Origin of the sequence: Streptomyces sp. NPDC058665 (assembly GCF_042714995.1) — a bacterium.
In the GTDB taxonomy this organism is placed as follows: domain Bacteria; phylum Actinomycetota; class Actinomycetes; order Streptomycetales; family Streptomycetaceae; genus Streptomyces.
The window spans coordinates 172487-190076 of the sequence record NZ_JBHXRX010000004.1 but is presented as its reverse complement, the minus strand read 5'-3'; the positions used below and the strand labels follow the sequence as shown (position 1 = coordinate 190076).

Sequence of the window (17590 nt, the reverse complement as noted above, 5' to 3'; positions counted from 1 at the left end):
CAGGCCGAAGACGGGGGGCGCAACGATGACGATCGGGGTTCGCGCACAGCAACGGCAGCAGACACGGCACGCCTTGCTGCGGGAGAGCAGGCGGCTGTTCTCGAAACTGGGTTACGCGTCCGTAGGTCTGTCGGAGATCGTCGGGGCCGCCGGGGTGACCAAGGGCGCGCTGTACCACCACTTCGACAGCAAGGCGGAGCTGTTCCGGGCCGTCCTGGAGCAGGTTCAGCAGGAGGTCGCCGCGCACGTCGCGGCGAAGGCGGACGCCCAGCAGGATGCCTGGGACCAGTTCACCCACGGCTGCCAGGCGTTCCTCAGCGCGTCCACCGACCCCGCGATCCAGCGCATCATGCTCGTCGACGGGCCGGCGGTGCTCGGCTGGCGCGACTGGCGGGCGATGAACGAGGCCACCTCCGGCCGCCACTTGGCCCAGGCTCTGGCCGTCCTGGTCCACGAGGGCACCATCCCCGCGCAGCCGGTCGCGCCGCTCGCACACCTGTTGTCGGGGGCGATGAACGAGGCGGCGCTGTGGCTGGCGGCCTCGGCGGACTCCGCCGATCTCACGGACGCGCGACAGGCGTTGGCGCGGATGCTGGAGGCGCTGCGCGCGAAGTGACCGGGCGTCGCGGCCGGTGATCAGTCGGGTACGACGATGTCGATCCGGACCCCGTTGGGGTCGGTGATGACCAGGTGTCCGCGATCCGCGCACCCGGCCGCCCCGAGGGCGGCGATCCGCTCCCACACCTTTGCCGTGTCGTCCACCGCCAAGGTGAGCCGCACCGCGCGCACCGGCCGAAGAAGCGCCTGCGGCACCGCCGGATGCGCGTGGTCGAGCAGAGCGAGTTCGTGCCGCGGCCCGCCGGGCCGGCTGAGACCGGCGTACCACTGGGTCGTGAACGTGGCGGTGAAGCCGAACAGTCTGTTGTAGAAGCTGCGGGACTCCCCCAGCCGTGACGTGCAGATCACCGGACAGAAGCTGGTCAGCATGGGGGACATCTCCACTCACGTACCAACGGTATGCGAATGGAACCTAATGGCATACCGGTGGCATGTCAACGCGGGCCTCACTCCTCCAACGAGCCGACGCCGCCCAGGACATGGCCGTACGCCGACCAGTTCAGCTCACGCGGTCCGGCGGGCGCCCGCACCCACCGCGGAACGGCCAGCGCGGCGGCGTGCGTTCGGTTCTGCGGGCCGCAGGAGAGATTGACGACGTTCCAAGCCACGGGCCTTCCCTCTCCCCCCGCTCCCAGATAGTCCCGGTCGAGCCCCCGGCTGAGCCCGGTCCCCAATGCTTTCAGATACGCCTCCTTACGCGTCCACAACCGGCAGAATTCCAGGGGGAGTTCGGCCCGGAGAACTCTGAGCAGTTCCTCCCGCTCGCGTGGATGCAGCCGCGCCAGGCACAGTTCGACCGTCCGGCGGCCGGGCAGGGACTCCACGTCGACCCCGACGGGCACGTCGGCGACCGCGACGAGAGTGATGCCCGTGCCATGGGAGAGGGAGAAGTACAGGCCGCCGGGGCCGCCGAGGAGAACCGGCCGGCCGTTCGGACCGCCGCAGTGCCCGCACCGGTCACGGCCGAAGCGAAGGTCCCGGGGGTGGACGCCGAGCCGGTCACCCAGCAGCAGTCGCAGCCCCACATGCGCAGCGAGGTACATCGACCGGTCGCGGCGGTGGGTGAAGGATGCCGCCTTGGCCCGCTCCCGCGCGTCGAGCAGCGAGAGCGAGAGGTCTTCGCGCCACGGGGGCGCCTGCCGCACCGCCCATACGCGGACTTCGCCCGCAGGGTGCACCGCCGATGTCATGTCGACCTGCCTTCGAGGTGCCGTCGATCCGGCGGACGTGACGCGGCGGCGGATGCCTCGTTGAGACAACACGACCGCGTTCCCGCCCCAGAACGGTGCTGTGATGACGACCTCTGCCGTGACCAGCTTCTATCCCGTGCTCTGCACCGAGCGGCTCAGTGAGTCGGTGGCCTTCTACAGCACGCTGCTCGGATTCGAGACGACCTATACCAGCGACTGGTACGTCAGCCTGCGGCGGCCCGAGCCGCCGTACTACGAACTCGCTCTCGTCGCCGCCGGACACGAGACCGTGCCGGAGACCTACCGCCGGCCGGCCCAGGGCCTGCTCCTCAACTTCGAGGTGGCCGACGTCGACGCCGAGTACACGCGCCTCGTGACGGAGGCCGGTCTGAAGGCCGAACTCCCCTTGCGCAGCGAGGCGTTCGGCCAGCGCCACTTCATCGTGGCTGCCCCCGACGGCGTACTGATCGACGTCATCACGCCCATCGCCCCGACCGAGGAGTACGCGGACGCCTACCAGGATCAGTCGGGCAGGACCTAAGCCCTGCGCGGCCCGCGTCGCGTGACGCGGGCCGCACAATCCGCAGGGATCGCCCGGGGTGCTACCCCTCCACCTTGACGGCGGGAACGACGCCGTCGGACGAACCGTCCGCGCCTTCGGGGGCCTCGCCCGCACCCGTGGCCGGAATCTTGATGACCACCGCCACCAGCACGGCGGAGGCGACAGCGACCAACGCCCCGATGCCTCCGATGACGTTCATGCCGTCGGTGAACGCCTCCCGCGCGGAGCCGAGCAGGACGGCCGCCACGTCCGATGACAGGCCCTGCGCCGTCTCTACCGCCCCCGCGAGCGTGTCATCGGCGCCAGCCACCCCCGCCGGGACGTCCACCCCGCTCCGGTACACGGCGGCGCCGAGGCTGCCGAGCAGGGCGACGCCGAGCGCCATGCCGAGTTCGGTGCTGGTCTCCGAGAGGGCCGCGGCGGACCCGGCCTGCTCGGGCTGAGCCGATCCGACGACGATGTCCGTGCCGAGTGCGATGAGCGGGCCACCACCCGCGTAGACGAAGGCGAAGCCCGTCACCACCTGGGCGATGCCCGACGAGCTGTCGGCCAGGCTCAGCATCACATGGCCGATGCCCGAGACGGCGAGCCCTGCCGCGACGACGTACGCCGGACGGAACCTGCTCGCCGCCATCGGGGAGACCACGGCCGTCACGATCAGCGCGAAGGCGGCAGGCAGCAGATAGAGACCGGCCTTCATCGGGGACAGTCCACCGACGAGCTGCAGGAACTGAGTGACCATCAGATATGTGCCGCCGGCCACCAGCATGCTGAGCAGCAGCGTCACCAGGGCCGTGAGGAAGGTGGAACTGCGGAAGAGAGCGAGATCGAGCAGCGGGCTCTCCAGCGTGCGCTGCCTGCGGACGAACAGCACGCCGACGACCAGACCGACGACGATCGCCAGGAACGGGACCGCGCCGAATCCGTCGTTGGCGATCTCCTTCAGTCCGTAGATCACCGGCAGGATCGCGGCGAGCGACAGCGCCACACTGGCGAGGTCGATCCGGCCGGCCTCCTCGTCGCGGTACTCCGGCAGCAGGATCGGGCCGGCCACCAACAGCAGACCCATGATGGGCACGCCGAGCAGGAAGACCGAACCCCACCAGAAGTACTCCAGCATGGCTCCGCCGACCACGGGGCCGAGCGCGATGCCCACGGAGAACATGGTGACCCAGATCGCGATCGCCACGCCGCGCTGCCGCGCGTCGCGGAACATGTTGATGATCAGGGCGAGGGTCGATGGCATCAGCGTGGCTCCGGCGATGCCCATCGCGGCCCGCGCCGCTATCAGTGTGGCCGGGTCGTTCGCGAAGACGGCGGCCAGCGACGCGACGCCGAACGCGGCGGCGCCGATCAGCAGCAGTTTCCGGCGGCCGATACGGTCGCCCAGGGTGCCCATCGCCACCAGGAATCCGGCGATGAGGAAGCCGTAGATGTCGATGATCCACAGCATCTGGGCGGCGGAGGGGTTCAGGCCCTCGCTGATGTGCGGTACGGCCAGGTGCAGCACGCTCACATCGATGGACAGCAGCAAGGTGGGCAGCGCCAGCACGGCCAGGCCCAACCACTCACGGGGTCCGGCCTGCGAAGTGGTTTCGGCGGTGGTACTCACATGTTTCCTTTCGGGGATGGTGCGCGTCGGTGCCCGAATACGGTCATCGGGCGAGGGGGTGTGGCAGGGCCGGCTCCGACCGGGGGCGGTCGGGGCCGGGGATCAGACGGGCGGCGACGGCCGCCGCGTTGGCGGGGGTGTAGAGGTAGAAGTGACCGCCCGTGAACGTCTGGCGGCTGAAGCCGCCCGACGTCTCCAGCGACCACAGGTACATCCGCTCGTCGATGACGACCGGGTCGTCCACCGCGCCGAGCGCCAGGATGGGGACGCGGGTGCCGGACAGCGGCCGACGGTAGGTCTCCATCGCCTCCAGGTCGGCGCGGATCGCCCGGAGCGACGACTGGACCAGATCGGTACGGTCCACCAGCCCGGGAGACATCCCGCCCAGGTCCGTCACATGCTCCAACAGCTCGGCGTCCGTCCTGAGATGGGCGAACGGCGGTTCGCTGGGGAAGCACGGCGGCTGACGCGCGGAGACCGCCAGCAGGGTGGGAGGCAGGCCGCCCCGCTCCATCGCCCGGGTGAGCTCGTATCCGAGCACGCTGCCGAAGCTGTGCCCGACGACCGCGTACGGCAGGGGCTCCAGCTCCGCGAGGCCCCGGACGAGCGCGTCGACCAGCGGCTCGACGCGGGTCACCAGGGGCTCGTTGATACGCGTGCCCCGGCCGGGCAGTTGGGCGACGACGCACTCCACGTCCTCGGGCAGCACCTGCCACCAGGAGCGGAACGCGGACGGCCACCCGCCGGCGTGCGGGAGTGCCACGATCCGGAACCGGGCGCGGGGCCGTGGCCCCGGGCCGTGGCCGGCCACGGGGCGCGCGCCGCTCCCCACCGTCATCCACCAGCCGCTCATCCCGGGACTCCCGTCGCGGGCGCGAGCAGCGGGTGATGGCCCTCCAGGTGCGCGATCACCCGGTCCTGGTGACGCTGGAGGCGCTGGCCCGGCAGATGTTCGAGCGAGTGCAGGAACGGGTCTTGAGGGGCCGGCACACCGGCGACGGCACTGGCGGTGCCCAGCACCAGCATCGGCTGGTACCACGCCGAGTAGCCGCCCTCGTGGCCGAAGACGATCCGGCCCGCCGTCAGTTCGTCCGCGAGCCGGCACATCGTCGACGTCATCGTGTGGAAGGTGCGGCTGGTGCAGAGCATCCGGCCCATCGGGTCGTGACCGCTCGCGTCGACGCCCGCCGCCACCAGGATCAGATCGGGGCCGAAGGCACGGGCGGCCGGCTCCACGATCCGGTCCATCACCGCGAGATAGGCGCCGTGGCCCGACCCGGCGGGCAGCGGCACATTGAGGGTGCTGCCCGCCCCCGCGCCCGCGCCGGTCTCCATGACGAGACCGGACGCCGCCGGGAACAGCCCTTCCTGGTGCACGGAGATGTACAGCACGTCGGGGTCCTCGTAGAAGGTCCGCTGGATGCCGTTGCCGTGGTGCACGTCCCAGTCCAGGATCAGCACGCGGCGCGCGCCCGCGCGCTGTGCCACGCGGGCGGCCACCGCCAGGTTGTTGTAGAGGCACAGCGCCATCGCCCGGTCGGGCTCCGCATGGTGGCCGGGCGGCCTCACCAGGCAGTACGCCCGGTCGAAGCGGCCGTCCAGGACTGCCGTGACGGCCTGTGCGCAGGCCCCGACGGCGAGCCTCGCGGCCCGCGCGCTGTGGTAGTTGACGTACGCGTACACACCGGCGTCGCCCGCGCCGGCCGCCGATGCCGCCTCGACCCGCTCGATGTGCTCGGGGACATGCACAAGGAGCAGGTCGTCGTCGGAGGCCGGCGCCGGGGTGACACCGGTGAACCGGTCCATCACACCGGACGCCTTGACCAGCCCCTCGGCACGCCGGAGGTCCGGGTCGACCGCGAACTGGCGTAACGGCTCGACGCCCGGCCCCACCGGCACGTACCCCGATCCGGGACCGGGGTCGTGCCAGAAACAGATCTCGTGGCTGTACCACGCGAGTCGGGAGGTGTTCACCAGCCGGACAGACCTAGCGAGGCCCGGCTGATCCCGGCGACCTTCTCGATGTACTGGAGGTAGTACTCGCGCTCCTCGTCCGGTGTGCGCTTGGTGCGCAGCGTCGTCCCCAGGAGGCCGAGGACCTCCTCGGCCTCGGCGGGCGTGAGCCGCCGGTCACCGACCTCCTTCTCGAACGCGCGGATACGCGCGGTCGGTTCCAGCACGCCGGAGGCCCACTCGTCCTGGTCGGTGCCGTGGTTGCGGGTCGAGGCGATGGTCTTCAGGACCGCTCCGAAGAACGCCGAGGTGTCGATGTCGGTCATGGTCGTTGCCCCCTGGTTGCCATGCGGTGGTTGAGGCGTACGGTGTCCGTTCCTGGTGGAGCGCTCCGGTCCTGGTGGAGCGCGGCGTTCCCGTCGATCGCCGCGTTCCGGTGCCTCGCCGTGTTCCCTGTGCGTCGCCGCGTTCCCACGCGTTGCCGCGTCGGATCGGCGCTCAGCGGATCAGGCCGCAGGCGCGGCCGGCTTTCTCCAGCGTCACGACGGCCGCGTCCAGATCGGCCTCGGAGTGGCTGAGGTTGACGATGGTCCGCAGCCGGGGCAGCGTCCGAGGAACAGCCGGATAGACGATCGGCTGCACGAAGAGCCCGTCCTGCTGGCACAGCCGGGCCATCGCGCCCGCCTGCTCGGCACTGGCGCAGATGATGGGCACGACCGGTGTCTCACTGGCCAGCGTGTCGAAGCCCAGGGCCCGCAGCCCCTCTCGGTAGCGCGCCGACTTCGTCCGCAGGTCCCGGGTGAGGGACGGGGCGGCCTCCATCACCTCGATCGCCGCCTTCGCCGCCGCCACCTGGGCGGGAGTCACCGCCGCGGAGAACATCCAGCCCCGCGCGTTGTTCTTCAGCGCGAAGACCAGGTCGGCGGACCCGGCGACGTAACCACCCGCGCTCGGCACCGTCTTGGAGAGCGTGCCCATCTTGACGTCGACCCGCGCCGGATCGACGCCGAAGTGCTCGGTGATACCGCGCCCCGTGGCACCGAGGACGCCCAGACTGTGTGCCTCGTCGACCATCAGCGGGGCGTCGTACCGCGCGCACAGTTCCACGATGCCGGGCAGATCGGCCACGTCGCCGTCCATGCTGAAGACGGCGTCGGTGACCACCAGGCGGCCCGCGTCGCCCGCCTTGCGCAGGGCGCGTTCCAGGTCGGCGAGGTCGTTGTGGGCGTACGTGATGACCGACGCACCCGACAGCCGGTACCCGTCGAGGATGCTGGCGTGGTTGTAGACGTCGCCGATGACGACGTCGCCGGGGCCGACGAGAGCGCCGACCGTCGCCACGTTCGCCATGTAGCCGCTGGAGAAGACGATGGCGTCCTCGGTGCCGAGGAAGCGGGCGAGCGCCAGCTCCAGTTCCCGGTGCAGATGCAGAGTGCCCGCCAGCAGCCGTACGCCGTGCGCGCCGGTCCCGTGGCGCTCGACGGCGCGCAGGACCTGGTCCTCGATGTAGTCGTGCCCGATGAGTCCTAGGTAGCTGTACGAGGCGAAGTTGAGGAACCAGCGGCCGTCGAACTTGATCCGGGGGCCGGTGGCCTCCTCGATGACGGGCTCGTAGAAGTACTCGTCCTTGGCGACGATCAGACGGTCCTCCGTCGACAGCGCGTCGATGCGGCGGTCGAGGAACCTGCCGTGCGGGGCGTCGGCCAGCCTGCCCGGCAGGGTCCGGCGCGGTACGCGGCCGGAGGCGGGGGCAGGTGCCGGGGCCGGTGAAGGGGTTGGGGGCGGGGCCAGCGCTTGGGGCGGTGACACCTGCGGGACCGACGGGGCGGGCGCCGGGGCCCTGAAGCGGTCCCAGTCCGGTACGAAGGAGTCGGCGGTGCGCGGGGGTACGGCGGGCCTCTGGGGTACGGGGGCGGGGACGGGGGCCGGGGCGGGGACGGGGGCCGGGGCGGGGACGGGCATCGGGGCAAGTGCGGGCGCCGGGGCGGCAGTTGGTACGGCGGCGGGAGCCGTGCGCGGCAGCGATTCGAGGTGGGCCAGCAGCGCGCCGACGTTGGTGCGCTCGAAGAACACCATCGGGTCGATGTCGAGCCCGTCGGAGCTCAGCGCCGCCGCCAGCTCGACCGCCATCATCGAGTCGAGGCCCAGCTCCAGCAGATCGTCATCGGCGGACACGCCGCCGAGATGCAGGACCTCCGTGAGTGCGTGGGTGAGCGACGGCCACAGCCCGGATTCCGGTGTGACAGCAGTCATGGGTGCATCCTTCGCTTGAGCTGCGGCGGACAGGACGTAATGCGCGGGGGGTCGGTTCAGGGCCGTACGGAGCAGGTCGACGCCGTCGTCAGCGGTGAGGGCCGGGATGCCGTGCGCGGCGGCCTTCGGGGCGATGGACTCGCCCATCCCGACGGTCCACAGACCCCAGCCGAGGCTGAACCAGGCGCGGCCTTCTGCCCGTTGGCGGGCGGCGTAGCCCTCCAGATAAGCGTTGGCCGCGGCATAGGCACTCTGGCCGAGATTGGCCCGTACGGCGGCGACCGAGGAGAACAGGGCGACGAAACCCGGCTGTTCATGCCCGGACAGCAGATCGGTGAGCGCGTGTACGCCGCCGATCTTGGGCCCGACGACGGTGTCCACCTGCTCCGGTGTGAGGCTGCGCGCGAGTCCGTCGCGCAGCACGCCCGCGGCGTGAAACACCCCGTCGTACCGTGCCGCGTCGGCCAGTTGCTCGCGCAGCGAGCGGACGTCCGCCGCCACGACCGTCAGGTCGCAGCGGGTTCCAAGTCGGTCGAGGCGTTCCCGTACATCTCCCCCGTCCGGCACGGTGCGCCCGACCAGGGTCAGCTGGGCGCACCCCGCGTCCGCGAGGAACTCCGCGACACGCAGGCCGATCCCTCCCATCCCGCCGGTGATCAGGAAACGGCCGCCTTCGTATCGCACCGGGTCGGTGGTGCTCATGTGCTGCGGCTCTACGGAGGGCTCGTACCAGACGTCGTCGCGCCGGGCGAGTTCCGGCCGGTCCTGGCCGAGCGCAGCCCCGAGGACAGCGGCAGCGTTCTCAGGGGTCTCGGGGCTTACGGCGGGGCCAAGATCGACCAGGCGGACCCTGGTACGGGGATGTTCGACGCGCAGCGTGCGGCCGAGACCCCACAGGGCGGTCATGAACGGGTCGACGACATCCTCCGCCACCACCTGGTGTGCGCCGGAGGTGACAATCAGCAGGTCCGACATCGGCGGGCGCGCCGCGAGTCGGCGCACCAGCGCGAAGACCCCCTGCAGGGCCTCCGTCACCTCCGCCTCACCGCTCAGCCCGCGCGGTGCCACATACACAGCGTCCCGGAAAGCCTCGTCGGCCGACAGCGTGTCGAGGCCCCCGCAGGAGAGCTGGGCCGGCGTGAGGTGTACGCCGTGCCGGTCACCCGGTGGACGGAAGTCGTACGCGGACACGATCAGCACGGGGCCTTCGGGCGCGGCAGGATGTACGGGGGTGACGACGTCGGCCTTCCGCCAGACGACGGTCTCGATCAACGGGACTGCTGGCACGCCCTGTTCGGAGTCGGCGGGTGCCTCGGGCACCGTTGACGCTTTGGAGGCCGTTGGCGTTGGGGGCTTGGCGGCCTTGAGGGTGATGCGGTCCAGTTCCAGCAGGACCTCACCCTGCTGATTGCAGACCGTGGCCCGTCCCCGTACGGCACCACCCTTACCGCCGGCTTCGTCCGGCTCGTCCCGCTCGACCAGGGCGATCACTGTGCCGGAGATCCGGCGGCGGGCCACCAGCCGGCCGACGTACCAGGGCAGACACGCCCCGGCAGCACCCCCGTCGAGCATCCCGAGCGCCTGGAAGACGCTGTCGAGCAGTGCCGGCGGTACGAAGGGGGGAGCCGACGCCGCGTTCGCCTCATCCCCCGCCCGGAGCATCAGCAGCATCCGGCCCGAGCCCCGGTGGGCCGACCGGATCACCTGGTACGCCGGCCCGTACGCGATCCCGCTCGCCTCACGCCAAGCCGCCACGTCCGACAGCGGCACCTGCTCCGTGCACCCGGCCCTCAGCGCGGCCACGTCGGCATAGCGAGGAGGCGGCAACGGGCTGCCGGTCACCCGGGCGGTGCTGTGCACGAGTCGTGAGCCGGGTTCGGCACCTACTGAACTGACCGCGCAGCCACCGTCATCGGCGGTCCGGACCTCCAACTCGGCCTCGCGACCCACCACCAGCAGCGGCACCCGGAAGGCGACCTGCTCCAGGGTCCACCGGCAGTCGGGGCGGCGGGCGTCGCAGGCGGATAGCATGGCGTCGATCTGCGCGGCGGCGGGTAACACCGGGATGCCGCCGATCCGGTGGTGGGAGACCAGCGGATCGGCAGCGCTGAGAACCGACCTGAGCCCGCTCATGTGCGCAGGTCGAATCTCTCGGTGGCCTGCGCCAGACCGTTCACCTGGATGTCGACGGTGTGCTCGCCCGCGTAGTACCGACGGGTCTGCACCTCCTTGATCGCGTGGGTCTTCTCCAGGGACCGCCGCTCTCCGGGGCCGAGTTCGAGGGTCGTCAGCTTGAAGACCTTCGGGATGCTGCGCCCGTTCTTGCGCACGTGGTGGACCACGTAGTCGATCGCGATGTTGTGCGCGCGGTCGTGGGTGTTCTCGATGTCGAAGCTGATGACGAGGGTGTCCCCGATGGTCACGGACCGCGGGGTGATGCTCAGCCGGGGTACACGGACGTGCTCGCCGCCCGTGGCCCCCAGAATGGCCAGGGCCTGCTGATCACCCTTCTTCACCAGGGTGCGCAGTCCGTGCCTGACGATCCAGTTGGTCTCGGGAGTGGGGCTCTCCTCCAGCCAGCGCAGCGCGGTGGCGAGAGCGAGATCGGGGGCGTCCTTGGAGATGTCGTTGAGGTTGTTGGCGACGGACTTGCGCACGTATTCCGAGGGGTCGCTGCGCAGTGGTTCGAGGATCTCCAGGACCGGCCGGGGATCCTTGACGAACACGGTCAGGGTCCGGGCCCAGGGCAGGCGGGAGCGGACTCCTTCGGTCGCCAGGCGCCGCACGTTGTGGCTAGGGCTCCGCGCCCACAGGGCGACGCGCTCCATCGTCGGCGCGTAATGCTGTTCGAGGTAGGGCCGGATCGCGTACTCGCCCGTGTGCCGCCTGGTGATCTCCTCGATCGCGTCCAGCGACAGGTCGGGGTGGTCGAGACCGTACTCCTCGACGAAGCGTGCGACCGGCATCAGGAACCAGCTTGAGTTGAACATGCCCTCCCCTTCGGCGAGTTCGTCGCCGAGGATGGTGAGGAGGATCGGTACGGCGAGGGGGTAGTCGGCGGGCAGGCGAGTGCGCAGGCCCTCGGCCATGACGAGGACACGGTCCTTCAGTTCTCTGTCGGGGATGCGCGACTCGACCTCGGCCGCGTATCCCTCCACGTCGAACTCGGGGTGGACGGCCCGGATCCTGTCGCCGATCAGGCGTGCCGCGTCGCCGTTGAAGTGTCGCTTGAGTCCGTATTCGCTAGCCATGGTTCAGGTGCCTTTTCGTCTCGTGCTTCATCTGGTCGTTCGGTGTGGTCTCGTGCGGTCCTGAGGAGATCCAGAACCGCTGTCGGTTGAAGGGGTAGGTGGGGATGGTGGCGGTCCGCCGGCCGTTGCCCTGGTGCAGTCCGGCCCAGTCGAGGTCGGCGGAGGTCCGGTTGACATACGCGGCGACCGCCGCGTGGAGTTGAGCCTGATCGATGCGGTCCCGGCGCAGGGTGCTGAGCCAGACCGGCTGTGTCTCGCCCCACGACGCGCGGGCGAGCGAGGTCAGTTGGGGATGGGAACCGATCTCCCACACCGATCTCGCGCCGAACTCGCCGAGGGCGGAAACGGCTTGGGCGAAGCGCACGGGCTCACGGATCGCGCGGCCCCAGTAGTCCGGGGCGGATGCCGTCTCGGCGTTGTGCCAACCGCCGGTGACCGTCGACGCGAACCCGATCGCCGGGGCGGAAAGTGTCCTGCCTGCCACTGCCTCGGCGAACGGGGCAACCGCACCTTCCATCGCGGCCGAATGGAACGCATGACTCACCGTCAACTTCTGCGTGCGCAGGCCGGAGTCCTGACAGAACCGCTCCACCGCGCCAGCCGGGCCCGTGATCGTCACCGATCGACGCGCGTTGAACGCCGCGATCTCCACCCCCGGATGATCAGCAACAGCAGCCAGAACAGCCTCGGCATCCGCATGGACCACCGCCATCGCACCCTCACCCGGCTGCGACTCCATCAACCGCCCCCGCAACGCCGTCAGTTCAAGGAGATCGGCCAGATCCAGCACACCCGCCGCCCACGCCGCCGTCAGCTCACCCAGACTATGACCCACCACCACATCCGGACACACCCCCACCGACTCCAACCACCGCACCAACCCCACCTGCACACTCACAATCGCCGGCTGCGCATACCGAGTCCGATCCAACCGACCCCCCACCCCACCGAACAACAACTCACCCAACGGCACATCCACATGCCCCACCAACAACCCCGCACACTCATCCAACGCAGCCCGGAACACCGGCTCCACCCCATACAAACCCCGACCCATACCCACATACTGCGAACCCTGCCCCGTAAACATGAAGGCGGTCGGCGCGGGAGTACCGCCCCGTCGGGACCCGGAGACCTGGCCTGCGGCAACATCCCTCAAACCGGCCGCCAGTTCACGGGCGTCGCTGCCATGCACGACGGCACGGAGGCGGTGGGCGGCGCGCCCGGTGTTGGCCGTGAACGCGAAGTCCCCGAGCTTGTCGTCGGAGGTGTGGGCCAGAGTTTCGGCGTAGGTGTCGGCGAGGGCTCGCAATGCCGTCTCGTCGGCGGCACTGACCCGAACAACGTGCGAGTCCTGAACAGGCTTCTCCCGCACCGGCAGCAAGGGTGCCTCTTCCACGATGACATGGGCGTTCACCCCGCCCATACCGAACGCGCTCACCGCCGCACGACGAGGCTCCTCACCGCGGGGCCAGGCCACCGCACGATCAGCCAGATAGAACGGCGACTCCTCGAAACGGATGTGGTCGTTCGGCCGCACCACATGCAGCGACGGCGGGACCGACTCATGTTCCATCGCCAACAGCACCTTCACCAAACCGGCCAACCCAGCCGCCGGCTCCAAATGACCCACATTCCCCTTCAACGAACCAAGCGCACAAAACTGCGACCGCCCCGTCACCCCACGCCACGCACGCGACAACCCCTCCACCTCAATCGGATCACCCAAACCCGTCCCCGTCCCATGCGCCTCCACCAAACCAATCGACTCCACCGACACCCCCGCATCCCCCAACGCGGCCGAAATGACAGCGGCTTGGGCGCGCGGGCTGGGTGCGGAGTAGCGGGTGGTGCGGCCACCGTGGTTGACAGCGGCTCCCTTGATGACGCCCCGGATCCGGTCGCCGTCCCGTACGGCGTCGTCGTACCGCCGCAACACCACTGCCACGGCTCCCTCTCCCGGGACGAAGCCGTCCGCCGTACTGTCGAACGCGCGGCTGCGATGCCGGGGCGACAGGGCCATCAGGTCCCCCATCGACCGGAAGTACTCCGGGCTGATGCCGGCGTGCACGGCACCGATGACCGCCGTGTCGATGTCGCCGGTACGCAGGTGCTGAAGGGCCGAGTGAATGGCGACCAGGGACGACGAGCAGAGTGTGTTGACCAGTCCGCTCGGGCCGTGCCAGTCCATCAGGTACGACAGCCGGTTGGCGATCATCGCCTCAAGTCCGAGGCCACGCCCGTCGGGTACGCCGTGACGTACCCGCTCCTCGTGGTAGTGGTCGTGGCTGTACGCGATCCACAGACCGGTGTGGTGACCGTCGGCGCGTCCGCCGATCCGGCCACCGTCCTCCAGGGCTTCCCAGATCGTCTCGTACACGATCCTCGCCTGCGGATCGATCAGGGGAGCTTCGCGGGGCGAGATCCGGAAGGGGGCCGGGTCGAACCCGTCCACGCTGTCCAGGAACGAGGCGTACGGAACCGGCCCTGCCTCCTTGTCCCAACGCCCATCGGGCAGCGCGCGGACCGTGTCCCGGCCTTCGGCGAGCAGCTCGGCGAAGGCGCTGAGGTTGCCCGCGGTGGGCAGCCTGACCGCGGCCCCCACGACCGCGATGTCGCGCGGTCGTGACGCCGGAGCGGCCGAGGGGGGCTCGGCCGGGAGCTCGGGTTCTGGTCTTCGTGGCGTGACGGTTGTTCGCGCCACCGGTGCGGGCGCTTCCGCCTCAGCCGGGGCCGCCGGGACCGGCTGGGCCGGCTGGTTGTCGACGAGCTCCGGTGCCTCGTCCGCGAGGAAGTCGGCGAACTGCCGGGGGGTCGGATACTCGAAGAAGACCGTCGGGTAGAGGGACAGACCGTGTTCCTGGGAGATGCGCTCGCTCAGCGCCACCAGGCCCACCGAGTCGAACCCGGCGGACAGGAACTCCGTATCGCTGTGCTCCTCGGGGGTTCCGGTCAGCGACAGGAACCAGTTCAGGGCCCGTGCGGACCGAGGGGCGGCGGGGGCCGTCGGAGCCGCGGGGGCTGTCTGGGCCGCCGGACGAGGTGGCGTCGGCGAGAGCACAGTCGGCTCCGACGCCGACGCCGTGACAGGCTCGGGCACCGCAACCGGCCCCACCGGCACCACCGGCGCAGGCGTCTCCCCCGCACTGAACGCCTGTACGGGCACCCGCTTGGACGCCATGTCGCCGAAGACCAGCAGCGGCGTCCCCGCCTCGTCGGTCACCGTCTGGGTGACCCGGCAGGCTTCGTCGTTCCAGAAGGCGATCTCCGTCCGTACGTAAGCGGCGTCGTCCAGCGGTCCGAGGACGTCCAGCCGGCCCACCGAGAGCGGGATGAACGCCGACGCGTCCGCCGCACCGAACACCGGGTTGGCCGGGTCGATCGCCGCGACCGTCACACTGTCCAGGAGCCCGGGGAACAGCCGCACGCCGGGCGCGTTCAACTCCCTTTGCCGGGCGCCTTCGACACGGGCGAGGGTGCCGCCGTCCGGCAGGCTCGCCACCCAGGAGATGTTCCGGTAGTAGCGGCCGTGGTGGTACCCGATCCGCCGCAGCCACCGGTAGAGACCCGAGCCCGCGTGCACGGCGGAGCCGGCGCAGTCGGTAAGCAGGGCGGCCAGGGGAACGGGAGGCGCCGGCTCGGCCGGGCGATCGGTGACGAGCCGGCCGGTGACGAAGGGTTCCCCGCTCTCGGGGTCCTCCACCCTGAACCGGTTCTCCGCGTCCACCCGGCCGATGACCCGGTGGGCACCGCGCGGGATGAGCGGTCGGTGGAAGAGGATGTCCCGGGCCCCGTGGAAGAGTTCGCCGCGCAGCGCGGTGCCTTCTCGCAGGAAGTCGAACCACGCCACGCCTGGGAGCATGAGCGTGCGGTACACCGCGTGCTGCGCGATGGGTGACTCGGCCGGACCGAACACCCGGGAGAACGTGTACCCGGCCGTCCCCTCGTCCGACACGAGCTCCGCGGGTGATCCTGGCTCGGCCGAGCGCTGGGGCTCGCCCAAGTTCAGGGCGGGGCCGCGCAGTTGGGCGGACGGAAGCAGGCGTTTTGTCCACGCCGCGCCCGTTGCCTGCTGGAACACCGCCCAGTCGATCTCCTGGCCGTCCCCGTAGACCTCGGCGGCAATCGCGGCGAGCACCCTCGCGACCTCGCGCTCGTCATGGGCTTCGGCCAGCCGTGCGCCGACGTCGTGGCCGTCCGCATCGGCCTGTTCCCGCCCGTCGCGCGCGAGTTCGTTGTCGCTCCGCAGCACTTCGGCCAGCGCCCGCTCCAGCGGGACCCGTCCTCGTACGAAGTCCCCGACCGCCTGCCAGCCCGGCGGCAGTTCGACCGCGCCCTCGGGCAGTCCCAGATCGCGCAGCACGATCGCGAGGGCGACCCCGGAGGCGATCCGCAGCAACTCACCCGAGAACGTGGACAGTTGGGTGCCCGTGGCCGCTTCGAAAAGGCCGACGACCTCATGAACGGCCGGTGCGGAGCGGTCGAGGGCGGTCAGCCAGGCGGGCGGGGCGGCGTGTGCCTCGGGACGTACGGAGACGGTTACGCGTGGACCGTCGACGGTACTGGTCCGGGATGCCCCGGCCCGCAGGAGCCATGTGCGCAGAGCGGTGGCCAGTTGGCCCGCGTCCGCCCCGACGACGGCCAGCCGCTCGGCACGGTGCGGCCGGGCCAGGCGTGCCGTGGCGCATACGTCGCCGAGCTCGCCTGGCCCGTCCGCCAGGGTCGGCAGGAACTCCAGCCACTGGGCGACCAGTTCGCGCAGCGCGTACGGGCTGTCGGCGGACAGCGGCAGCACATGGACCGGCAACGCCTGCCCGCTGGGCCGCGCCGACCCGGCGTCGCCGGGAGCTGCCTCGGCCACCACATGGGCGTTGGTGCCACCGAAGCCGAACCCGCTCACCGCGGCTCGGCGCACCGGGGCATTCGGCCAGGGGAGCCGGGTGGCGGGCAGGTGGAAGGGGCTGTCCGCGAGGTTGAGGCGTGGGTTGGGCGACTCCACCGCCACGGCCGGGACGGTTCCCTCGCGCAACGCGACTATGATCTTGGCGAGTCCGGCGAGGCCCGACGCCGAGTGCAGATGGCCGATCCGGCGCTTGACCGAACCGAGCGCGACGGAGTTCCGGGCGACGCCGTGCCTGGCGAACACCTCGGTGAGCGCCCGCACTTCGATCGGGTCGCCGATGGCGGTGCCGGTGCCGTGGGCCTCGACGTACTGGACGGTCGCCGGGTCGATGGTGTCGTACACCGTGCCCAGCAGGTCGATCTGGGCTTCCAGGTTCGGTGTGGTGACACCCATGGTGCGGCCGTCGTTGTTGACCGCGACCCCGCTGATGGCTCCGAGGATCACGTCGCCGTCTGCCAGCGCCGACCGCATCGGCTTCAGAACGAGAGCGGCGGCTCCTTCCCCGGGCACATAGCCGTTGGCCCTGCTGTCAAAGGTCTGGCAGAGCCCGTCCGGGGAGAGAGCGCCGGTGCGGGAGAGGAGTACGAACGTCAGCGGGTCGATCAACAGGTCGACCGCGCCGACCAGGGCGAGCTCGGAGGTCCCGGCCGCGAGGCTCTGGCAGGCGAGCCAGACCGCCGACAGCGAGGACGAGCAGGCGGTGTCCACGACCAGGCTCGGGCCGGCCAGGTCGAAGCGGTCGGACAGCCAGGCCGCCATGAAGTTCTGCGACCGCCCCCACAGGGCGGCCGGGCCGGGAATACCGACGGGGCCGGCCGGACCGGGCGGCACCGCACCCCGGCCCTGGTCGAAGCCGTACGCGTTCATGCGTGCGGCGATGAACACGGCGGCGTCGAGCCGTCGGCGCACCCCCAAATACCCGGAGTCCTCCAAGGCCCGCGCGCCGACCTCCAGCATCACCCGCTGCTGGGGGTCGAGGAGCACGGCGTCATCGGCGGTCATGCCGAACGCCTCGTGGTCGAAGGAGAACGGGTCGACCAGGAACCCGCCGCGGTGGTGCGTGCCCTGGTGGGGCCCGTCGCCCAGATACAGCTCACGGGCCCACCGGCTCGGCGGGACCTCACCGACCTCGATCCCGTCGCCGCCCAGGAAGGCCGTCAGGTCGACGACATCCTCTGCGCCCGGGAGCCGTACCGCGAGGCCGATCACGGCGATGCGGGTGTCGTGCTCGCTCACAGCGGTCCTTTC

11 protein-coding genes are annotated in these 17590 nt (G+C 70.7%); 2 read left to right on the top strand and 9 right to left on the bottom strand.

All coding sequences use genetic code 11. The features are described 5' to 3' along the window. Positions 1–25 precede the first annotated feature (25 nt). A complete protein-coding gene (locus ACFWV8_RS04015) occupies positions 26–616 on the top strand; it encodes a TetR family transcriptional regulator (RefSeq protein WP_384197763.1) in 591 nt (196 codons plus the stop codon). Positions 617–636: 20 nt separating this feature from the next. Here the strand turns inward: ACFWV8_RS04015 and ACFWV8_RS04010 are convergent, their stop codons facing one another. Then, the gene (locus ACFWV8_RS04010) at positions 637–996 is read right to left on the bottom strand and encodes a VOC family protein (RefSeq protein WP_384197804.1); all 360 of its coding nucleotides are present in this window, start codon (positions 994–996) and stop codon (positions 637–639) included. Positions 997–1064: 68 nt separating this feature from the next. Next, entirely contained in the window at positions 1065–1808 is a 744-nt protein-coding gene (locus ACFWV8_RS04005; protein WP_384197762.1) for a 4'-phosphopantetheinyl transferase family protein, read from the bottom strand. Between the two features lie 103 nt (positions 1809–1911). Between ACFWV8_RS04005 and ACFWV8_RS04000 the strand changes: the two genes are divergently transcribed. Continuing rightward, complete coding sequence (locus ACFWV8_RS04000) at positions 1912–2349, top strand: VOC family protein (protein ID WP_384197760.1); 438 nt, start codon at positions 1912–1914, stop codon at positions 2347–2349. A 61-nt stretch (positions 2350–2410) separates the two neighbouring features. Here ACFWV8_RS04000 and ACFWV8_RS03995 read toward each other — a convergent pair whose 3' ends face one another. The 7 genes from ACFWV8_RS03995 to ACFWV8_RS03965 form a co-directional block, all read right to left on the bottom strand. Next, positions 2411–3982, bottom strand: a complete 1572-nt coding sequence (locus ACFWV8_RS03995; RefSeq protein WP_384197758.1) for an MFS transporter — start codon at positions 3980–3982, stop codon at positions 2411–2413. 43 nt (positions 3983–4025) lie between these two features. Beyond that, on the bottom strand, positions 4026–4835 hold the full coding sequence (locus ACFWV8_RS03990) for a thioesterase II family protein (protein WP_384197757.1): 810 nt from the start codon (positions 4833–4835) through the stop codon (positions 4026–4028). Then, positions 4832–5956 carry a class II histone deacetylase gene (locus ACFWV8_RS03985; protein ID WP_384197755.1) on the bottom strand — a complete coding sequence of 375 codons (1125 nt, stop codon included), beginning with the start codon at positions 5954–5956 and terminating at the stop codon, positions 4832–4834. Before ACFWV8_RS03985 ends, ACFWV8_RS03990 begins: the two co-directional genes overlap by 4 nt. After that, entirely contained in the window at positions 5953–6261 is a 309-nt protein-coding gene (locus ACFWV8_RS03980) for a hypothetical protein (RefSeq protein ID WP_384197753.1), read from the bottom strand. The genes ACFWV8_RS03985 and ACFWV8_RS03980 overlap by 4 nt, the downstream gene beginning before the upstream one ends. Before the next feature lie 172 nt (positions 6262–6433). After that, complete coding sequence (locus tag ACFWV8_RS03975; RefSeq protein WP_384197751.1) at positions 6434–10321, bottom strand: aminotransferase class I/II-fold pyridoxal phosphate-dependent enzyme; 3888 nt, start codon at positions 10319–10321, stop codon at positions 6434–6436. Then, on the bottom strand, positions 10318–11439 hold the full coding sequence (locus tag ACFWV8_RS03970) for a DNA alkylation repair protein (protein ID WP_384197749.1): 1122 nt from the start codon (positions 11437–11439) through the stop codon (positions 10318–10320). The genes ACFWV8_RS03975 and ACFWV8_RS03970 overlap by 4 nt, the downstream gene beginning before the upstream one ends. Next, positions 11432–17578: a beta-ketoacyl synthase N-terminal-like domain-containing protein gene (locus ACFWV8_RS03965; protein WP_384197747.1), complete on the bottom strand. Its 6147-nt coding sequence runs from the start codon at positions 17576–17578 to the stop codon at positions 11432–11434. The genes ACFWV8_RS03970 and ACFWV8_RS03965 overlap by 8 nt, the downstream gene beginning before the upstream one ends. Between the last annotated feature and the right edge of the window lie 12 nt (positions 17579–17590).